The 19,236-nt window shown below is 73.4% G+C and carries 19 protein-coding genes and 1 pseudogene; 6 read left to right on the forward strand and 14 right to left on the reverse strand.

Features of this window, described 5'->3' with window-relative positions:
* The first annotated feature begins 35 nt into the window (after window positions 1-35).
* Window positions 36-1,322: a UDP-N-acetylglucosamine 1-carboxyvinyltransferase gene (gene murA, locus AB0K37_RS17280; RefSeq protein ID WP_179838279.1), complete on the forward strand. Its 1,287-nt coding sequence runs from the start codon at window positions 36-38 to the stop codon at window positions 1,320-1,322.
* 871 nt (window positions 1,323-2,193) lie between these two features.
* Window positions 2,194-3,522, forward strand: coding sequence for a transcriptional regulator (locus tag AB0K37_RS17285; RefSeq protein WP_345171397.1), 1,329 nt, complete (start codon window positions 2,194-2,196; stop codon window positions 3,520-3,522).
* A 54-nt stretch (window positions 3,523-3,576) separates the two neighbouring features.
* Here the strand turns inward: AB0K37_RS17285 and AB0K37_RS17290 are convergent, their stop codons facing one another.
* Window positions 3,577-4,380 carry an SDR family NAD(P)-dependent oxidoreductase gene (locus AB0K37_RS17290; RefSeq protein ID WP_363981556.1) on the reverse strand — a complete coding sequence of 268 codons (804 nt, stop codon included), beginning with the start codon at window positions 4,378-4,380 and terminating at the stop codon, window positions 3,577-3,579.
* Window positions 4,381-4,481: 101 nt separating this feature from the next.
* Between AB0K37_RS17290 and AB0K37_RS17295 the strand changes: the two are divergent.
* Together AB0K37_RS17295 and AB0K37_RS17300 are read left to right on the forward strand one after the other, a co-directional pair.
* Window positions 4,482-4,604 (forward strand): annotated as a pseudogene (locus AB0K37_RS17295) (helix-turn-helix domain-containing protein); the annotation flags it as partial.
* Window positions 4,605-4,640: 36 nt separating this feature from the next.
* Window positions 4,641-5,090 carry a hypothetical protein gene (locus AB0K37_RS17300; protein ID WP_363981559.1) on the forward strand — a complete coding sequence of 150 codons (450 nt, stop codon included), beginning with the start codon at window positions 4,641-4,643 and terminating at the stop codon, window positions 5,088-5,090.
* Between the two features lie 59 nt (window positions 5,091-5,149).
* Here the strand turns inward: AB0K37_RS17300 and hisC are convergent, their stop codons facing one another.
* The 7 genes from hisC to AB0K37_RS17335 all read right to left on the reverse strand — a co-directional run bounded on the left by hisC (window position 5,150) and on the right by AB0K37_RS17335 (window position 10,579).
* Window positions 5,150-6,229 (reverse strand): histidinol-phosphate transaminase, encoded by a 1,080-nt coding sequence (gene hisC / locus AB0K37_RS17305; RefSeq protein ID WP_363981562.1) that lies wholly within the window; start codon window positions 6,227-6,229, stop codon window positions 5,150-5,152.
* Window positions 6,230-6,267: 38 nt separating this feature from the next.
* A complete protein-coding gene (locus AB0K37_RS17310) occupies window positions 6,268-6,561 on the reverse strand; it encodes a DUF6401 family natural product biosynthesis protein (protein WP_185030463.1) in 294 nt (97 codons plus the stop codon).
* Between the two features lie 57 nt (window positions 6,562-6,618).
* Window positions 6,619-7,293 carry an NUDIX domain-containing protein gene (locus tag AB0K37_RS17315; RefSeq protein ID WP_179831702.1) on the reverse strand — a complete coding sequence of 225 codons (675 nt, stop codon included), beginning with the start codon at window positions 7,291-7,293 and terminating at the stop codon, window positions 6,619-6,621.
* A gap of 77 nt (window positions 7,294-7,370) precedes the next feature.
* Window positions 7,371-8,717: an SPFH domain-containing protein gene (locus AB0K37_RS17320; RefSeq protein ID WP_363981567.1), complete on the reverse strand. Its 1,347-nt coding sequence runs from the start codon at window positions 8,715-8,717 to the stop codon at window positions 7,371-7,373.
* 141 nt (window positions 8,718-8,858) lie between these two features.
* A complete protein-coding gene (locus tag AB0K37_RS17325) occupies window positions 8,859-9,062 on the reverse strand; it encodes a hypothetical protein (protein ID WP_363981570.1) in 204 nt (67 codons plus the stop codon).
* A gap of 94 nt (window positions 9,063-9,156) precedes the next feature.
* Window positions 9,157-9,855 carry a hypothetical protein gene (locus AB0K37_RS17330; protein ID WP_363981572.1) on the reverse strand — a complete coding sequence of 233 codons (699 nt, stop codon included), beginning with the start codon at window positions 9,853-9,855 and terminating at the stop codon, window positions 9,157-9,159.
* Window positions 9,856-9,907: 52 nt separating this feature from the next.
* The gene (locus AB0K37_RS17335; protein WP_363981575.1) at window positions 9,908-10,579 is read right to left on the reverse strand and encodes a lysophospholipid acyltransferase family protein; all 672 of its coding nucleotides are present in this window, start codon (window positions 10,577-10,579) and stop codon (window positions 9,908-9,910) included.
* A 411-nt stretch (window positions 10,580-10,990) separates the two neighbouring features.
* Between AB0K37_RS17335 and AB0K37_RS17340 the strand changes: the two genes are divergently transcribed.
* Window positions 10,991-11,341 (forward strand): STAS domain-containing protein, encoded by a 351-nt coding sequence (locus tag AB0K37_RS17340; protein ID WP_345171416.1) that lies wholly within the window; start codon window positions 10,991-10,993, stop codon window positions 11,339-11,341.
* 14 nt (window positions 11,342-11,355) lie between these two features.
* On the opposite strand, the gene AB0K37_RS17345 is transcribed toward AB0K37_RS17340, so the two are convergent.
* The 6 genes from AB0K37_RS17345 to AB0K37_RS17370 all read right to left on the reverse strand — a co-directional run bounded on the left by AB0K37_RS17345 (window position 11,356) and on the right by AB0K37_RS17370 (window position 18,998).
* Window positions 11,356-12,183: a glutamate ABC transporter substrate-binding protein gene (locus tag AB0K37_RS17345; protein ID WP_363981578.1), complete on the reverse strand. Its 828-nt coding sequence runs from the start codon at window positions 12,181-12,183 to the stop codon at window positions 11,356-11,358.
* Window positions 12,184-12,213: 30 nt separating this feature from the next.
* A complete protein-coding gene (locus AB0K37_RS17350; RefSeq protein WP_363981581.1) occupies window positions 12,214-13,620 on the reverse strand; it encodes a hypothetical protein in 1,407 nt (468 codons plus the stop codon).
* Window positions 13,621-13,733: 113 nt separating this feature from the next.
* The gene (locus AB0K37_RS17355) at window positions 13,734-14,498 is read right to left on the reverse strand and encodes an FHA domain-containing protein (RefSeq protein WP_363981584.1); all 765 of its coding nucleotides are present in this window, start codon (window positions 14,496-14,498) and stop codon (window positions 13,734-13,736) included.
* 5 nt (window positions 14,499-14,503) lie between these two features.
* Window positions 14,504-15,823 (reverse strand): VWA domain-containing protein, encoded by a 1,320-nt coding sequence (locus AB0K37_RS17360; RefSeq protein ID WP_363981587.1) that lies wholly within the window; start codon window positions 15,821-15,823, stop codon window positions 14,504-14,506.
* A complete protein-coding gene (locus AB0K37_RS17365; protein WP_363981590.1) occupies window positions 15,820-16,947 on the reverse strand; it encodes a PP2C family serine/threonine-protein phosphatase in 1,128 nt (375 codons plus the stop codon). The genes AB0K37_RS17360 and AB0K37_RS17365 overlap by 4 nt, the downstream gene beginning before the upstream one ends.
* Window positions 16,948-16,949: 2 nt before the next feature.
* Complete coding sequence (locus tag AB0K37_RS17370) at window positions 16,950-18,998, reverse strand: tetratricopeptide repeat protein (RefSeq protein ID WP_363981593.1); 2,049 nt, start codon at window positions 18,996-18,998, stop codon at window positions 16,950-16,952.
* On the opposite strand from AB0K37_RS17370, the gene AB0K37_RS17375 reads away from it, so the two are divergent.
* Window positions 18,934-19,236 (forward strand): hypothetical protein (locus AB0K37_RS17375; protein ID WP_363981595.1); only part of this gene is annotated, 303 nt, incomplete at its 3' end. The genes AB0K37_RS17370 and AB0K37_RS17375 overlap by 65 nt on opposite strands.

The following is a 19,236-nucleotide window of genomic DNA, read 5'->3' on the forward strand; positions in this document are numbered from 1 at the left end:
CAACCGCACCCGAGAGGAAGTTAGGCGGCATGAGCATGGGCCACGAGGTTCGCTACCGCATGCGCGGCGGCCGACAGCTGCACGGCACGGTCTTCATCCAGGGCGCGAAGAACGCCGTCCTCCCGATGATCGGCGCCTCGCTGATGGCCTCCCGGGGACGCACCGTGCTGCGCAACGTCCCGATCATCGAGGACGTGCGGCGGGCGGTGGAGCTGGCGCGGGCCATCGGCGCCAAGGCCGAGCTGCACGAGACCGAGCGCACGCTGGTGATCGACGCCTCGACGTTGAGCAGCCCCGTGCTGCCCGCCGAGATCGCGTCCCGGTTCCGCGGCTCGTTCCTGTTCGTCCCCGCCCTGCTGCACCGCCTCGGCGAGGCGGTCATCGAGGGCGTCGGCGGCTGCAACCTCGGCAGCCGCAACCTGGACTTCCACTACAACGGCTTCAAGCGGATGGGCGCCACGGTCACCGAGCACGTGGCCGACAACGGCGACGGCATCATCCACATCAAGGCCGGCGACCTGCGCGGCGGCACGCTCTACTGCGACACCCCCTCGCACACCGGCACCGAGAACCTGATCATGGCGGCGGCGCTGGCGCACGGCACCACGCTGATCAAGAACGCGGCGCTGGAGCCGGAGGTGCTGGACAACATCGCCATCCTCCAGGCGATGGGCGCCCGGATCAGCGGCGGCGGCACCGGGTTCATCACGGTCGAGGGCGTGGACGAGCTGACCGCCGTCGAGCACACCGTGATGCCCGACCGGATCGACGCCGGCGTGTTCGTGATGGCCGCCGCGATCACCGGCGGCGACCTCAGCCTCGTCGGCGCCTCGCTGGAGCACCTCGGCGTCGCGGCCGACAAGCTGGAGCAGATGGGCGTGGAGTTCCACCAGCAGGGCGCCGTCCTGCAGGTGCGCCGCGACCGGACGCTCCGCCCGATCAACGTCATCACCGACGAGTACCCGGGCTTCGCCACCGACCTGCAGTCGCCGATCATGGCGGTGTCCTGCCTGGCCGAGGGCCCCTCCTACATCTACGAGCGGATCTTCGACGGCCGGTTCAAGCTGGCCGGCGAGCTGGCGAAGATGGGCGCCGACATCGAGGTGGACGGCAACCGCGCGAAGGTCAACGGCCCGCGCGGCCTGCGCGGTGCCGAGGTCGAGGCGCACGACCTGCGCTGCGGCAGCGCCCTGGTGCTGGCCGGCCTCGCCGCCGAGGGCGAGACCACCATCACCTCCGCCTACTACCTCGACCGCGGGCACGCGCACACGGCCGAGCGGCTCTCCCAGCTCGGCGCCGAGATCGTCCGCGAGGTCGGCTAGCGCCGGGCGCCGTCCCGGCGCCGCGCCGCCCGGACCGCCGCGCCGCCGGACCGCCGCGCTCCGCCGTCCGCTCGCCGCGACGCGGCCAGTCGTCTGGTGGCGCTCGGCCGAATGTGGCCTCGGGCCTGACCAACTCCTGGTTGATCCCTGACGAGCCGTGTAACGACCCGCGGCAAATCCGTTGAGCCGTGCGTTACCGCCCGGTTACGCACGGCTCGGACGGAGCTTCCTTACCGCTCGAACGCCGACTCCCTGACCTGCGAAGTCATGTGTGGAACGGTCCGAATCGACCGGACCGTAACGCGGTAAAAAATCACCGATCGTCCCCGATCATGCGCTCTGGACGGATCACTCGTCTTTCCGGAGCAGGCGAGATCGGGTCGCCTGATTTCGGCCACCGCGTAAACCAAACGGACACCGCAGGGGTCCCTCCAGTACGTAGGAGCGTCAGGAAGGGGCCCCCGCCATGATTTCGGGTCTTGTTTTTCAACTTCGGACATCCGAAGATGCAGGATCAAGGCTGGCCGATTGGTGACAAATTACTGACCAGGGGGTCGCGTAGGTTACTTTTTCGCCGCACTCTTGATTCGATTTCGCGTCTGGGTGTCACATCACGTCGCCCTGACCCGATCTGCCAGCTAGAAGGAGATCCTCTCCGCTTCGCCGAGGCGGGTGGGAGCTCGGGCAAGACGGCCCTCCTCCACTTTCCGGAGGCGGGTTCGCGGGTAGTCGAATCGCACGGGAAGTGCGGGTGCTGGGTCAGAAGGCAGGGGCGTCAAGCCATGAGTCAACCGTTGGGCGGAACGTGCGCGATCAGATGGCCGGGGCGGTGCCCCCGCCGAGAGGCCGGATGGGAAGCGAGCGATCATCGATGACGGCGGCGCGAACGGGGTCCGTCACCCCCGACCTCACGATCGGGGTCGTGGGCCCCCATGACCTGGTCGAACGGGTCATGCTCATGGGCCATGGCCCCACACCCGTACCGAGCAGGCTGGTGGCCGCCGCGTACCGCGACGAGCAGGAGGCGGCCGACAAGGTCGTGCGCCTCGGCTCGGGCGTGGACGTGTGCCTGTTCGCCAGCCCCGTCCCGTACGACTTCGCGCGCAAGGCCGGCGTCCTGACGATGCCCGCCACCTACGTGCCGCTGAACGGCGCCGCCCTGCAGGGCGCGCTGCTGCGGGCGTCCCTCGACGAGCGCTTCGACCCGTCCAGGGTCAGCATCGACGTGCTCGGCCGCGCCGAGGTCGAGGAGGCCTACTCCGAGATCAGCCTCGGCACCGAGCAGGTGCACCTGCGCGAGGAGGCCGCGGGCCCCGGCACGCTCGCCGCGTTCCACGAGCGGCTCTGGCGGCGCGGCGCCACCACCGTCGCGATGACCTGCGTGCACGCCACCGCCGAGCGCATGGAGATGGCGGGCGTCCCGACCATCCGCGTCCGGCCGACCGGCGCCGCGATCCGCAGCTCCCTGCAGACCGCCGCGCTCCTCGGCGCCCACCACCGCCTGGAGGAGTCGCAGCTCGTCGTCGTGCTGGTGGACGTCCCGACCCTCCGCGAGACCCCGCGCCGCGTCACCCCGCGCTACTGGCGCGACGAGCTGAAGCTGGCCCTGCACCGGGTGCTCCTCCAGGAGGCGCACCGGATGAACGCCTCCGTGTGGCCCGTCGACGACCACAGCTACCTCGTCATCGCCACGCGCGGCTCGGTCACCGCGTCCACCGAGGGCTTCCGGACGCCGCCGTTCGTCGAGCGCGTCCGCGAGGAGCTCGGCCTGGCCATCGAGGTCGGCATCGGCATGGGCCGCACGGCCCACGAGGCGGAGAACCACGCCCGCGCCGCGTTGGCGCGCTCCCAGAGCTCCCAGCGGGCCCAGGGCTTCGCGCTGGACCGCGACGGCCGCGCGCTCGTCCCCGCCCCGCGCACGCCGCCGCGCACCCAGCCGCAGGCCAAGCCGAAGGGCCTGGAGATCCTGGCCCGGCTCGCCGACAAGCTCGGCGACCAGGAGCAGCCCCTCATCGTCGACGCGGAGAACGCCGGCAAGATGCTCGGCGTCACGCCCCGCACGGCCCGCCGCCTCCTGCGCACGCTGGTCGAGGAGGGCCTCGCCTGGCCGCTCCCCCCGAACCGCACCCCCCAGCCGGGCCGCCCCCGCCAGCTCTACCGCCTGATCGTCGAGAAACTCGGCCCGGCCAAGGCCGGCTGACCGCGCGCGAGCGGGCACCGGCGCGTCCGGCCGCATCGCGGTCCCCTCCGCTCGTCACCGCCGTGGTACGAGAACGCCGCCGGTGTCGATGCGCCGGGCGGCGACGGAGGCGACCAGACGTCCGATGACCGGGAGTTCGAGCGGGAGGAGCGAGGAGGCGGGGTGCACGACGCGCCGCCTGCCGCTCTTCAGCGCCCGGACGGTCGCCCGGGCGACCGACTCCGGCGGGACCGGCGGCGGCGTCCTGGTCGGCGCGCGCCAGGGGAGCCGGTCGACGTCCCGCAGGGGCGTGTCGGTGGAGCCCGGCACGACCTCCAGCACGCGGATCGGGGTATGGCGCAGTTCGTGCCGGAGTGAGCCGGTGGCCTGCGCCAGGGCCGCCTTCGCGGCGCCGTAGTAGCCGAGCAGCGGCAGCGGGACGGCCTGCACGGTCGACGTGACGTTGACGATCGTGCCTCTCCCGGCCTCGCGCATCCCGGGCAGGACGGCGGTGGCCAGCGCCAGCGGGGACCAGAAGTTCGTCTCGAAGCTCGCGCGGGCGCTCTCGTCGTCCCCGAGGTCGGCCTGGGCCTCGACCAGGCTCACTCCCGCGTTGCTGACGAGGATGTCGACGCCGCCGAGCGCGTCCCGCGCACGGGCCGCCAGGTCCGCGGCGGTTCCGGGCACCGACAGGTCGCAGGCCAGCACCGCCGGCACCGGGTGGCCCCGCCCGCCGATCTCCGCCGCCAGCGCCCGGAGCTCTCCCTCCCGTCGCGCGGCCACGGCGAGCCGGGCCCCCTCGGCGGCGAGCGTGAGGGCGAGGGCGCGGCCGATGCCGCTGGACGCGCCGGTGAGCAGGATCCGTGCCGCGGAGATCATCGCACCCTCCTTGACTGATTATCAATCAATGCGGGATCGTAGGCAGCGCCAGGGCGGAACGTCAACCACCGGAGGCGGCCATCGACAGAAGAGCGGCGCTCATCCGGGCCGCCGGTGAACTGTTCACCGAGCGCGCCTACGACGAGGTCACGACCAGCGAGATCGCCCGGCGGGCCGGCGTCGCCTACGGGCTGATCGCCCACCATTTCGGCAACAAGCGGGGCCTCTACCTGGCCACCGTCCGGGCGGCCGCCGACCTGGTGCGCGCGGTTCGCGACGCTCCGGCGGGCGGCGCGTCACCCGGTGAGCGGATCCGCGCCACGATCGACCGTCACATCGGCTTCATCGACGACAACGCCGCCGGGTACCTCGCCCTCATGCGCGGCGGGATCGGCTCCGACCCCGAGGTCCACGCGCTCGTGGAGGAACTGCGCTGGGAGGGCGCCGAGCGGATCCTGCGCGCGCTGGGCGCGACCGGCCCGGTCCCTCCCATCCTGCGCAGCACCATGCGCGGGTGGGTCGGTTACCTCGACGAGCTCATCATCGACCACCTCGCGCACCACGACGTCCCCCGGTGGCAGCTGGTCGAGCTGGCGGTGGCCGCGCTCGCCACCGCGCTCCAGACGGCCGAGAGCCTCGCCCCGGGCACGGGCATCGACGTCGAGACCGCCGCGGCCGCGGCCCGGAGCCCCGGCCCCCGGCCCGGCTGACCCGGGAGCAGGGACGTGCTCCCGGCCCCGCCGGACCGGGCCGGCCGGGCCGCCGACGGTCAGTTGCGGTGGGGGAAGGAGCTCGCGACGGACAGGAAGGCGTCATTCTCCTCGGGGGAGCCGATGGAGACGCGGGCGCCCTCGCCGTCGAAGGGGCGGACGCTCACGCCCTGGGCGTCGCAGGCGGCGGAGAACTCCATCGTGCGGTCGCCGAGGCGCAGCCACACGAAGTTCGCCTCGGTGGGCGGGACCGTCCAGCCGTCGGCGAGGAGGGCGGCGCGGACGCGGTCGCGCTCCTTCACCGTGCCCTCGACGCGCTCCATCAGCTCGTCGGTGGCGTCCAGGGACGCGATGCCGGCGGCCTGCGCGACGGAGTTCACGCTGAACGGCAGGAACGTCTTGCGGATGGAGCCGGCGACGAGCGGGTGCGCGACGAGGTAGCCGATGCGCAGGCCCGCCAGGCCGTAGGCCTTGGAGAACGTGCGCAGGATCGCCAGGTTGGGGCGGTCGCCGTAGAGGGTGAGGCCGTCGGGGACGTCGTCGTCGCGGACGTACTCGCGGTACGCCTCGTCCAGGACCACCAGGCAGTCGGCGGGAACGCGGTCGAGGAGCTCCTCGATCTCCGCGCGGCCCACGGCGGTGCCGGTGGGGTTGTTCGGGTTGCAGACGAAGACCAGCCGCGTGTTCTCGGTGATGGCGTCCGCCATCGCGCGCAGGTCGTGGGTCTCGTCCCGCAGGGGCACCTGGACGCTCGTCGCGCCCGACAGCGACACGAGCAGCGGGTACGCCTCGAACGACCGCCACGCGTACACGACCTCGGCGCCCGGCTCGGCGACCGCCTCCAGAAGCATCTGGGTCATCCCGACGGAGCCGCAGCCCACCGCGACGTGGTCGGCGGGGACGCCGCAGAACGACGCGATCGCCTCGGTCAGCGCGGTCGCGTTGTTGTCCGGGTAGCGGTTGATGTTGCGCGCCGCCTCGCCGATCGCCTCGACGACCGAGGGCAGTGGCCCGTGCGGCGACTCGTTGGACGACAGCTTGAACGAGCGCCCCTCGGGCGACACCACGACCTTGCCGGGCTTGTAAGCCACGAAGCGGTCGAGAACGGAGCGGAAGCGGGGTGTGGGTGCCTCGGACACCGTTGTCCTCCAGGTTGCACAGGGGTGATGGGCCCAGCCTACGCAGCGTTCTTCATCATCCAGCAAACGGCCACGATCCGGACGAACTCCCAGTCCTGGGTGTCCTGCGGCCACCAGCCCCGGTTGAAGGCGTCCTCCGCGAAACCGTGCAGATAGCCCATCAGCTCGTCGGCGCCGGGCGGTTCGCCGGGCGCGCCGAGTTCGTCGCGGATGCTGGCCACGTGCTGGTCGACGGCCGCCGCGAGGCCCGGGGAACCGGCCATCTCCGCGACGCCCGCCTCACCGATGTCCCGGACGAGCAGGCCGAGCACTTCTGGCGAGTCACCGTTCATAGGGGGTGAAACTAGCAACGGTCCGGCGCTGCTCGGAACATCACCGCAGGTAAAAGCTCATCCGCGCGGCCGCAGCATGGGCGGCCGCAACTGCTCGGCATCGCCCCGGCGATAGAGGCGCGCGGGGCGTCCTCCGTCGCGGGTCGTGGTCTGGTCGGTCGGGATGAGGAACCGGTCGGCGCCGGTCACCTTCCGGTGGAAGTTCCGCGGGTCCAGGGTGGTGCCCCAGACGATCTCGTAGACGCGCCGCAGCTCCGCGACCGTGAACTCGGGCGGGCAGAACGCCGCCGCCAGCGAGGTGTACTCCAGCTTCGCCCGCGCCCGCTCCATCCCGTCGCCCAGGATCCGCCGGTGGTCGAACGCGGCCCGGTCGTGGTGGAGGAGGTCGTCCACGGCCGTCCACAGCACCTGGGCGCGGCTGGAGGCGGGCAGGTCCGGCGCCAGCCCCAGGTAGGCGACGCTCACCACCCGCTGCCGGGGGTCGCGGTCCGGGTACCCGTAGGTGGCGAGCTGCTCCAGGTGGATCCGCACGTCCGCGAGCCCCGCTCGCTCGGCCATCAGCCGGGCCGCGGCCACCGGCAGGTCCTCGTCGAGCTGGATGAACCCGCCCGGCAGCGACCACGCCCCCTCGTACGGCGGCCGGTCGCGCCGCCACCGCAGGGCGCACAGGCGCTGCTCCCGGACGGTGAGCACGACGAGGTCGACGGAGACGGCGAGCCGGGGCACGGGCATGCAACGAACTTAGCGGGACCGGCCCCCCGCTGATGCCAGGAAGGCCCGGCGGGGCCGGGCCTTCCGCGCATCGGCGCCTAGTCTTCCTTGGGAATCTCGACGGGGACGGTCGCGGCCGGGGTCCCGTTGTGGCCGTTGACTCCCGCCGGGGCGCTCTGGGCGTTCAGCCCGGCGAGCAGCTGGCGGGCCACGCCGAGGCCGGTGCCGCCGAGCGTGAGGGCCTTGGCGAGCATGTCCTCGACGCCCTGGGCGCCGTTCAGCACGACCATGTTGTCGACGTTGCCGAACACGCCCGCGCCCGCCTCGACGATCTGCGGCCACTGCTCGGCGAGCTGCTGGGCGATGACGGCGTCGGTGTTCTCCGCCAGCGCCTCCGCGCGGGCCTTGATCGCCTCGGCCTCGGCCAGGCCCCGGCGGCGGGTCGCGTCCGCCTCGGCCTCACCGATCAGCCGGATGGCCTCGGACTCGCGCTGCGCCTTGAGCTGGACCTCGGTCGCGGCGGCCTGGGCGTAGGAGATGCGCTCCTCGCGCTCGGCCTCGGCCAGCTTGACCTGCTCGTAGGCGCGGGCGTCGGCGGGCTTGCGGATCTCGCTCTCCAGCCGCTTCTCGGTGCGCTCGGCCTCCAGCTCGGCGTTGCGGGTCTCCTTGAGGATGACCTCCTGGCGCGCCTGCTGCGCGGCCTGCTGCACCTGGCCCTGGTACTCGGCCTTCTTCATCTCGGTGTCGCGGATGACCGCCGCGTTCTGCCGCTCGGTCTCCTGCTCGCGCTCGGTGGCCTCCTGGTTGCGCTCGGCCTCGGCGATGCGGGCGGCGGCGGCGACCCTGGCGGCGTGCGGGCGGCCGAGGTTGGTGATGTAGCCGGTCTCGTCGTCGATCTCCTGGATCTGCAGGGAGTCGACGACCAGGCCGAGCTTGCTCATCTCGTCGGCGGCCGAGCCGCGGGTCTCGGAGGTGAGGCGCTCGCGGTTGAGGATCAGGTCCTCGACGGTGAGGTTGCCGATGATGGAGCGCAGGTGGCCGGTGAACAGCTCGTGGATCGCGCCGTCCATAGAGTTCTGCTGCTCCAGGAAGCGGCGCGCGGCGTTGGCGATCGACACGAAGTCGTCGCCGACCTTGTAGATGACCACTCCGCGGACCTTGACCGGGATGCCCTGCTGCGTCACGCAGTTGACCTCCAGGTTCGCGGCGCGGCTGTCGAGCCGCAGGCGGCGCGCCGTCTGGAAGCCGGGCAGGACGGACGTCCCCTTGCCGGTCACGATCTTGAAGCCGAGGCTGTCCACGCCGTCGATCGGCTTGGACTTGGCGCCGAGCCCGGAGATGATCAGGGCCTCGTTCGGCTCGGCGACCCGCCACACCATCTTGAACAGCACGATCAGCACGATGATGGCGACGACGACGCCGATCGCAACGGCGATCACGGGCATACGGGCCTCCTCCTCCGGTCGGGCGGCCGGCCGAAGTGTCGGGCCCGTCCGCGTTTCTCATCAGACGCGGCAGAGGCGTGTTCGGTTCGGTCTCCGAACCCGATGTTCACGTCCGCATCAGGCCAGGTTCGGCGGGACGCCTCAGCGGGCCAGCGCGGGCGCCACGTACACCGTCCGCGGCGGGTGGTACTCGACCACGACGACGATCGAGCCGACGCCGATCTCGTCGCGCGGGTCGACGGGATGGGCGTAGAACGCCTCCGAGCCGCCGCGAACCGCGATCATGACCTCGCCGACCAGCCCGGGCCCGATCCGGCCGGTCACCCGGCCCTCCTTACCGATCAAGGACACCCCCTGGCCCGGTGCGCCCGGAGCCGTTCTCCGCGCCGCGTAAGGCGAACGCTATCCGCTGCGCCGCGGGGACGGCGAGCCGCGGGACTCAGGACAGGACCCGGCCGGCCTGGGCCAGGGCCTCGCCCGCCAGGCGCTCGGCGTCGGCGCGGGTGGCGCCGGGCCCGAAGACCGTGATCGTGGCGAGGAAGCGGCGGCCCCGGAACACGACGTACCACGTGCGGGTGCTCGCGCCGCCGCCGGCGGTGGCGACGCCGACGGTGCGCGAGCCCTCGCCGATCTCCCCCTTCGGGGCCTCGGCCACCCGGTGCGCGGCCCAGGTGGAGCCGACCCTGGTGCGGAACCTCAGGCAGCCGGGAGGGACGCGGGCGTTGACCTGCTTCTCGGCGTCGGCGGCGGACATGCTCATGAGGGTCTCGGTCGCGGTCAGGCCGCGGTCGCCGGTGAACGAGACGAGCGCCGCGGGCACGTCGCCGGCCACGTCGCCGCCCGGACGGGCCTTCCCGCAGGAGGGCTTGTCGAGGACGGCCTCCCGCTGGAGCCTGGAGGCGTTCTGGATGGCCTTCAGCGAGCCGTACTCGCCCCAGTCGGGCTCGCCGGCCCGCCGGTAGCCGGACGGCTGCTGGAGCAGCGCCTGCGCGAGCTGCGCGGAGGTGTAGCCGATGCCCGCCACCTCGGCGCGGGCGGTGCCGCGCACCTGGGTGGCGCGCTCGGCGTCGCCGCCGCACGCGGTGGCCGCGACGGCCGTCGACAGCAGCAGCGTGACGGGGAGGAGCCTGTGCGCCATGGCGGCGACACTACGGCGCGAAAGGGGCGCGCCGCCCCGGACGACACGCGGGTCAGCCCTTTTCGGCCCGCTCGTTGTACTCCGCGGCGTACTCCTGGCCGGACATCTTCTGGATCGTCTCGACGATCTCGTCGGTGATGGCGCGGCGGGCCTTGGCGGGCGGCAGGTCCTTGTAGTGGGAGAAGTCCATCGGCGGGCCGATCCGCACGGTGGGGCGCGGGCCGAACACGCGCGGGAACGCCGCCCCGATCGGCTGGATCTTCTCGGTGCCCTCCAGCGCGACCGGCAGGACGCGGGCACCGGACTCCAGCGCGAGCCAGCCGACGCCCGTCCGGCCGCGGTAGAGGCGCCCGTCCGGGGAGCGGGTGCCCTCGGGGTAGATCGCGAACGCGCCGGCGTTGTCGAGCACCTCGGCGGCCTGCTCCAGGGCGCCCATGGCGGCCCGCCGGGCGCCGCGCCGCACCGGGACGTGGCCGAGGTTGGTGAGGAACCAGCGGACGAAGCGGTTCTTGAGCCCGCCGCCCTCGAAGTAGGCCGCCTTGGCGATGTAGGTGACCGGGCGCGGGACCGCCAGCGGGATGATGAAGCTGTCGATGAACGACAGGTGGTTGCTCGCCACGATGAGCGGCCCGTAGCTCGGCACGTTCTCGCCGCCCACGACCCGCGGACGGAAAAGCAGCCAGAGGATCGGACGCACCACGCGCGTCATGAACGTGTAGAACACCCAGCCTCCCGAATTTCGCCACAGCCACTGTAACGTCTGCACCGATCCGGGCCCCGGTCAGCATCCTCCTTTCCCGCCCCGGAGAGGGCCATAAATGGTCCAAGGCCTGGTCAAACGCCGGGTGGACGGGATTCGCGGCCATTCCTTACCGCCAAGTAAGTTTCTCTTCGGTAAGTTATTACCCCGTTTACCGGATCTCCCGGGAGGCACCCGGATCCCCCGGGCGCATCGTCAGGTACAGTCGGGACCGGGGAGCAGACGGGCGTCCGGGCCCGCGTTACGGTCCGGGTGCCGGGCGGGCTACCTGGTCCTTATCCCGGGAACTGCTTGGAATGCGGGCACGGGTGCGCGATCCTGAGGAGTCACCTGAGATGGCCGGGGACCACCACCGGAGTGGGGCGTGAGGTGACGATGGACTTCGACATCAGCCTGATGCGGGACGACCGCTGCACGCTCGTCCGCGTCAAGGGCGACATCGACGTGGTGTCCCGCGCGCGCTTCGAGGAGGCGCTCTTCGAGGTCGTCGAGTCGGGCGAACCGATGGTCGTCGACATGCGTGAGGTCACGTTCTGCGACTCCACCGGCCTGAACGCCATCGTCGCCGCGAACCGCCGCGCCGGCGAGCACGGCACGCACCTCGCGCTGGTGGCGCTGCCGCCGCGCGTCCAGCGGGTCTTCCGCATCACCGGGATCGACAAGTTCATCCCGATCCACGAGACGCTGCGGGAGGCCATCGTCGCCTTCCCGTCCACCACCCCGTAGGCCCGGACGCGGGGTCAGGTACAGCCCTCGAACTGCGGCACGCTGGTCGTCAGCTTGAGCCCCGACCCGCCGAACCACTTGTTCAGCAGCCGCTGCGCGGTGCCGTCCTGGTACATGTCCGTGATCGCCCGGTTGACCTCCTCGCAGCCCCTGAGGTCGCCCTTCTTCAGGCCGACGCCGTACTTCTCGTCGGTGAACGGCGCGTTGATCATCCGTCCGGGGCGGCCGGTGGCGAACCCGGCGAGAATCAGGTCGTCGGTCGACACCGCGTCGAGCCGGCCGCCGGCGAGCGCGTCCATGCAGGCGCCGTAGGTGCCCACCTCGACCGGCTGCGCGGCCACCTTGCGCTCCTCGATCACGCGGCGCCAGGAGTTGGACCCCTTCACCGCGCAGATCCGCTTGCCCTTGAGGTCCCGCACGTTCCTGATCGCGCCGGCGTCGGCGCGGACGAAGGTGTCCTGGTGGGCGACGTAGTACGGGCCCGCGAAGGTGACCTTCGCCTTGCGCTTCGCCGTGATCGAGTACGTCGCGACGATCATGTCGACCTCGCCGTTGGCGAGCGCGGCCTCGCGGACGGAGGAGTTCGTCGTCCTGAACGTCAGGCGGCTCCTCGGGACGCCCAGCTTCCCCGCGACGTAGGTCGCGACGTCGACGTCGAAGCCCTCGTACGCGCCGCCAGGGCGCTTCACGCCGAGGGCGGGCTGGTCCTCCTTCACGCCGATGACGAGGGAGCCCTTGTCCACGATGGACTGCTCCTTCTCGCCGCCGAGGCCGCAGGCCGACAGCAGCCCGGCCGCGGCGAGGACGGCCCCCGGGGCGGCGATGGCACGGGTCGCGCGCATGGCTTGATCTCCTTGATCAGGCGAACTCGGTCAGCGGAACTCGGCCAGCCGGGGACGGACCCCCGCGATGATCAGCGCGGCGATCACGGCGGCCGCCACCGGCGGCACCGCGTTCCAGCCGCGCAGCCCGCCGTCGGCGTCCCGGATGGCCCTGTCGAAGGCGTCCTGGTGGACGGCGGTCAGCGAGCTCAGCGCCGCGTCGTAGGCGTCGAAGTCGCGGATCGCGTTGGACGTGCGGCCCATCCGCAGGTCGACCGCGCCCGCCCGGTTCCCCGCCGACGCCAGCTGCCGCATCCGCGCGTCGTTGCGCTGGACGGTCCGGTACGCGGCGAGCGTCCTGGCCAGCGCGTCGCCCTCGCGGCCCTTGTCCACCGTCCGCGCCTCGTCCCCGAAGAAGCCGAGGAACGGCGAGGTCTGGCCGGGCCGGTACGCGCCGGCCTTCTCCTCCAGGCCCGCGTAGTAGTTCTCCAGGTTCACCGGCTTGTCGCCGAGGTCGGGGTAGATCACCGACAGCGACTTGTCGAGGTAGGTCTGCTCGTAGGTGTCGGCGCGGCCGGGGTCGAGGAGGTAGCGGCTCTCGTCCCCGAAGGCGCTGTGGCTGATCGCGCGGGCCCGCGACAGCTGGAGGATCGAGTCGAAGCCGTCCTCCTTGGCGGTCCTGAGGTGCCCCGCGTGGGCGGTGAGCAGGCCCGTCCCGACCGCGGTGAGGACGACGGTCGCGAGCGTCGCCAGCACCAGCGCCGGGTTCAGCACCCGCCGGAACGTCCGCACCAGGTACAGCTGCGTCGCGATCAGCAGCAGCAGCACGATCAGTCCGGTGAGGGCGACCCAGGTGCGCCCGGTCAGCACCGCCGACCGCTTCGTCTCGTACGACTGCCGGACGTTCGCGCCGGTGTCGAGCGTGATGTTGTACGCCTTCGGCAGCAGCTGCAGCCTCATCAGGTCGGTGGCCTGCCGGTAGGCGTCCAGGACCTGCGCCGGCGTCTCGCCGGGCGCGTGGTTCGACTGCGCGTCGAGCTGCATGGCCTGGCCGACGAGCCGCTCGTACTTGCCGAGGCCGTCCAGCACCTCCTGGACGGTCCGCCGCAGCGCGGGGTCGCGCCCGGCGAGCTGCGCGGCCTGCACCGCCGCCGCGTCGGCCTCCCCGCGGCGCTTCTCGTACACCCGCAGGGTCTCGTCGTAGCCGATGCCGAGACCGTGCTCGCGGCCGATCAGCAGGATGCTGGAGACCTGCGCGTCCATGTCGCTGAGCGCGAAGTACAGGGTGCCGGTCGCGACGACCTGCGGACCGGCGTCGTGCCCGATCGTCTCGACGGAGTCGCGCGCGTTGCCGACGGCCACGGTGAGGACGGCCAGCAGCGCCACGAGCGCGGCCACGCAGAGCACGACGTGCGCCCGGATGCGGCCCGGGATCGTCTTGAGCCACCTTCCGCGCACGAACGTCCTCAGGCGGCCGCCTCGCCCCGGGTCGGCGGGCTTCCTGTCCGAAGGCGGCGCGGGCGGCGCGGGCGGACGCGGAGCGGGAGCCGCCGGCGGTGCCGGACTCATCGTCATGACGTGCCCTCCTGCAGGGACAGCGTGATGGTCGTCCAGGCGCCCACGTGGATGCGGTCGCCGTCGCCGACCGGAACGGGCACGTTCACCGGGATCGGCTCCGTTCCGCCGTTCACCGTGGTGCCGTTCGTCGAACCGGGGTCGATCAGGTGCCAGGCGCCGTCCGGCCGCGCGAGCAGGACGGCGTGCAGATGCGAGACGCCCGGGTCCTCGGGCGGCGCGCTGAGGTCGATCTCGGGCAGCAGCGCGCGGGAGGCGCTGCGCCGCCCGATCCGGACCTGCGGGCCGGCCAGCGGGACGCGGCGCTCGGGGCAGTACGGCGGGAACGCGAGCCCTCCGCCGTCCGGTCCCATCTCCGCGACCACCGAGTCGAAGTAGGCGCGGTCGGCGATGACCAGCGCGTGCGGGCCGGGCGCCGGGGCCGGGCGGGGGACGACGGGCACGCTGCCCTCCCGCTGCTGCGGTACCAGCGGCACCGCGCGCGCGGTGCCCGCCGGGGTGAACTCGACGGTGTAGACGGTGCCGGTCTCGAAGTCGTACCCGTCCTCCTCGCAGAAGCGGCCGGAACGCGGCGTCCCGCAGTGCGGGCAGGCCGGCTCCTCCGCGGGCCCGGCGGCCGGGGCGGGTCCCGGCGCGGCCCCGGACGCGGACTCGGGCTCCGGCTCGGCGAACTCGGCGCGCCGCGCGCCCTCCATGAGGTCACCGCACACGTCGCAGTAGTCGGTGGACTGGGACGCGTGACCGCTCGGACAGACCGGCATGGGCCTCAGCCCCCTGCCTCGTCGCCGTGCCGGGTCCGCACGGTCCGGACGGAGCGGGTGTCGAGCGACATCTCGTCCGCCTTCGCCACGTCCCGCTTCAGCCGCACGGTGCCGCGCGCCGGGTCGACCACGTCCACGACCTTGTCGAGCAGGCCGGAGATCTGCTGGTTGCCGACCTCGCGCGCCAGCACCACGGCGCGTCCGAGCCGGGCGGTCGCGGTGTCCTCGTCGCCCTCCCGCCGCGCCTCCAGGCCCTGCTGGATCGCCTCGGCGAGCTCGGACTGGCCGGTGTGGTGCGCGACGCGGCCGTTGATGCGCGTCGACCTGGCCTCGTCGTCGGTCCACTCGGCGATGACGTTGCCGGACGCGAGGACCCGGTCGCCCGCGACGAGCTTCACCCACGCGGCCCGCATCTGCCGCCCCACGTCGCCGGGCTGCACCTCCACGCACAGGTGGTACTCGCGGTTCTCGGCGCCCCACGCGCCGAGCGGGTAGTCGCCGGTCTGCGGGCCCGACTCGCCCCGGCGGCCGGTGAGGTCCTCCACGGCGGGGACCATCTGCTTGATGAACCGCAGCCTCGCCTGCTGCGGCGTCCAGACGCGCAGCGTCACGTCCGCGACCTGCTTGCCCATCGCGGCCTGCGTCATCGCCAGGAAGTCGGCCTCCAGGTCGGCCGGGTCGGGGACGTCGAGGAACCCGCCCAGCAGCACCGAGGTGATCTTGCGGAGCTCGGCGACGTTCCAGTCGGTGCCGACGCCCCGCGCGTCGCACAGGAAGCGGCCGGCGCACAGGCGCAGCGCCGCGTCCAGCTCCTCGTCGGACTCGTGCTGGTTCTTCCCGTCGGTGAGCAGGATCGCGTGCTTGACGGCGCCCGCCGCGACGGCGTCGTGCCCGGTGAACAGCCGGTCGGCGAGCCGCAGCCAGGACCCGATCGCCGTCCCGCCGGCCGCCTCCAGCCGCCCCACCGCGTCCACCGCGCCGCGCCGGGACGCCGCGTCCGCCCGGACGAGCCGCTCCCCCTGCGGGTACACCATCCGCGGCCGGTTCGCTCCCGCGACCACCGCGAAGTGCACGCCGTCGCGCAGCACGTTCACCGCCGCCCGCGCCGCCCGCTTCGCCGCCGCCATCTTCCCCCGGTACGACATCGACCCGGAGGTGTCGATCATGATGATCTCCGCGGCGGGGGCGCGGCCGCCGTCCGCCACCGGGCCCGGACCGCCGGACGAGCGCGCCTCCACCGAGACGATCGCGTGCATCTCCCGTCCGCCGGCCGGGAGGTAGGGGTTCTGGTCCACCCGCACGGTGAACTCCGGAAAATCGCTCATGCCCGCTCCCTGCTCGGTCCTGGCGGCGGGTAGCGAAGGACCGCCACCGTCACGTTGTCGTGCCCGCCCGCGTCCAGCGCCGCCCGCATCAGCCGCCGCGCCGCGTCCAGCGGCCCGTCCCGGCCGGTGAGGGCCACGGCGGCGAGGTCGGACGGCTCCGGCAGGTCGTTCCACAGCCCGTCGCTGCACAACACCACCAGCCCCGGCCCCGTCGGCCGGAACGCCGCCACGTGCGGGTCGAGCGGGCCCGCGTCCGCCCCCAGCCAGGCGGTCAGCACGTGCGCCCGCCGGTCGGCCCACGCGTCCTCGGCGCTCATCGCCCCCTGCTCGATCATGGACGAGGCCCACGAGTCGTCCGTGGTGAGCCGGCACGAGCCCGCCGGAGACAGCCAGTAGGCGCGGCTGTCGCCGACCCATCCGACGGTGATGCCGCCCGCGTCGACGACGGCCGACACGAACGTGCACGCGGGTGAGGAGTCGGGGTCGCCGGGCAGCCCGGCCACGACCTCGCCCGCGCGCGCCACCGCGTCGCGCATCGCGCTCCGGGGGTCCATGCCGGCGGTGACGCGGTCCGTCAGGACGGCCAGCGCCGCCTCGGCCGCCAGCCGCGACGCCTCCTCCGACCCGGGCGCCGTCGCGACCCCGTCGCAGACCACCGCGCACACGCCCGCGGGCAGCGCCGCCAGCGCGAACGCGTCCTCGTTGCGGCTGCGCCGCAGCCCGAGGTCGCTCACCGCCGCCCCGAACCGCCCGGCCTCGGCCTCAAGGTGCTCCCGCCCGCTCGGCTGCCGCAGCCCGCACTGCTCGCAGTACCCGTCGGCCCCGACGGCCCCGCCGCCGCAGTCCACGCAAGCGCCTCCGGCTCCGCCGCCCTCACCCGGAGGCGCGGGCGGGCCGGACGGCCGCTCCGGCGAGCGGGCCTGGCGGGGCACGGTGCCGGGCGCCGGCGGGACGCTCCGCGAAGCCGGGGCCGCCGCGACGCCCGGAAGGGCGGTGCCGAGCGGCGGCGTCCTGGGCGTGGTCGGGTCGGGCCGCCCGCACTCCTCGCAGAAGCGGTCGCGTTCGTTGACGGGCTCGCCGCAGGTACGGCAGAGCGCGACGGGGGTGTGCTGGTCCGCGTTCATGGTCAGAAGAGCGTCCTCGGACGGACGGCGTTGGCCCGTTTGACCATCGCGTGGCGGTGCTCGGCTCCGTCGGCGAGCTTGGCGAGCACGCGGTAGACCTCCTCCAGCTTCTTGCGGAGGGCCTGCTCGTCCAGGTCGGTGCCGAGGATCTGCTGCCGCACCCCGCGCGGCGCCGAGCCGCGGTCGGCGCGGACCCAGGTCAGCGCCGCCTCCAGCACCTCGGCGGCGAACGCGGCCGACCGCTCGGTGTCCAGGCGCAGCGACGACAGCCGCCGTCCCGCCTCGATGAGCGCGGGCGCGTTCAGCTCGGTGGGGCCGCGCCCCCGCACGGCGGTGGCGACGGCGGCGAGCTGCGCGGCGAGGTAGTGGCTGGAGATGCGGGGGACCGAGTCGAGGACGCGTTCGGCGGACGCGCGGTCGCCCGCCGCGAGCCGCGTTCGGGCCAGTCCGAACGCGGCGCTGACGTGGGTGGGATCGGTGCGCCAGACCGTCTCGTAGTAGTAGGCGGCGGCGGCCGTCTCGCCCAGCGTCTCGTGGCAGAACGCCAGCGCCAGCTTGGGCGCCTGCTCGCCCGGCGCGAGGTCGTACAGGTCGTTGAACACCGCGACGGCCTCGGTGCCGCGCCCGCCGGCGAGGGCGCGCGCGCCCCGGTACCAGTCGACGCGCCAGTCGTCCGGGGCCTCGGCGGCGATGTCCTCCAGCAGGTGCGCGGCGCCGTCGAGGTCGCCCAGCTCGATGCGGACGCGCACCAGCGCGAGCCGCACCTCGCGGGACGCGACCGGCGCGGACGCCAGCGCCGCGGCCAGGTCGGCGGGGTCGCGGGCGGTGAGCCCGGCGAGGAACGCCGCGGCCGGGTCGGAGGCGTACACCAGCGGGACGGGCAGCGCCGCCGCGGCGGCGGCCGGCTCCACCGGCGCCAGGATCGGCGGGGGCCCGCCGCTCCCCCGGGCGCCGTCCAGGCCGCCGACGATCTCGGTTCCGGCCGTCTGCTGCTCGGGCCCGAACAGGGGCGACGGCGCGGGGCGCGGGCGCCCGTCCTCGGCCGACAGGACCTCCCGCAGCACGCCGGTGAGCTGCTCGGCCATCTCGGCGGCGCTCTGGAACCGGCGGGCCGGGTCGGGGTGCGTGGCGCGGCGCAGCAGCCGGTGGTAGGACTCGTGCCGCTGGAAGAGCGGCACCTCCTCGCGCGGCGGCAGGCTGCGCAGGTGCCGCCCGGTGTACCCGCGGAACGGGAAGCTCAGCACGGCCAGCGTCCGGCCGACGGTGTAGAGGTCGGAGCTGACCGAGGGGCCCTGCGAGCCGATCTCGGGGGCCTGGTAGCCGGGCGTGCCGAAGATCGGGCTGTCCGCGTCGAAGGCCCGCCGGACGCCGCCGAGGTCGATCAGCTTGAGCTGCTCCTCGGACTGGATGGCGTTGTCGGGCTTGAAGTCGCAGTACAGCAGCCCGACGCCGTGCAGGTAGCCGAGGGCGCTCAGCACCTCCAGGCCGTAGGCGATCACCTGGCCGAGCGGCAGCGACGCCTGGTCGCCCTGCGCCTGGCGGGCGCTGAGCAGGATGTCCTTCAGCGAGCGGCCCCCGACGTACTCCATCACGATGTAGCCGGACTCGCCGTGCCGCACGAAGTTGTAGATCTTGACGATGTTGGGGTGCTCGACCTCGGCGAGGAACGCGCGCTCGGCGGTGGCGGCGGCCAGCGAGTCGGCGTCGCCGGTGTCGAGCAGGCCCTTGAGAACGACCCACCGCTCGCTCACGTTGTGGTCGCGGGCCAGGTACACCCAGCCGAGCCCGCCGTGCGCGAGGCAGCCGAGCACCTCGTACTGCCCGCCGATCATCTCGCCGGGCCGCAGCTTCGGGGTGAACGAGAACGGGTGCCCGCAGTTGCGGCAGAAGCCCTCGGTGCGTCCCGGGCGCCCGCCCCGGCTGCGCCCGACCTTCTCGTCGCACTTGCTGCAGAAGCGCCGGTTCTCCGGCACCTCCGGATTCTCCATGATCGCCGAGGCGGGGTCGCGGGCCGGCACCGGCGGCACCTCGACGAGCCCGGCGCCGAGCATCCCGCGCCTGGCCGAGCCGCTGGAGCCCGTCCCCCGGGTGCCGCCGCGCGAGGCCGTCCGCCCGGATCCGACGCTGCCCGACCCGCTCGTCGGCGCGCTGCCGTACGACGTCCCCTGCCCGCTGCGCCCGCTCTGGCCGGACGAGCCGGGCGGCATGCCCGCGGGCGGCGCGGGCGCCGCCGGGGTCGTCACCGGCGCCGCGGACCCCACGATTGGTCAGCAGAACCCTCACGGGCGA

Source organism: Actinomadura sp. NPDC049753, assembly GCF_040674655.1.
Classification (GTDB): Bacteria; Actinomycetota; Actinomycetes; order Streptosporangiales; family Streptosporangiaceae; genus Spirillospora; species Spirillospora verrucosospora.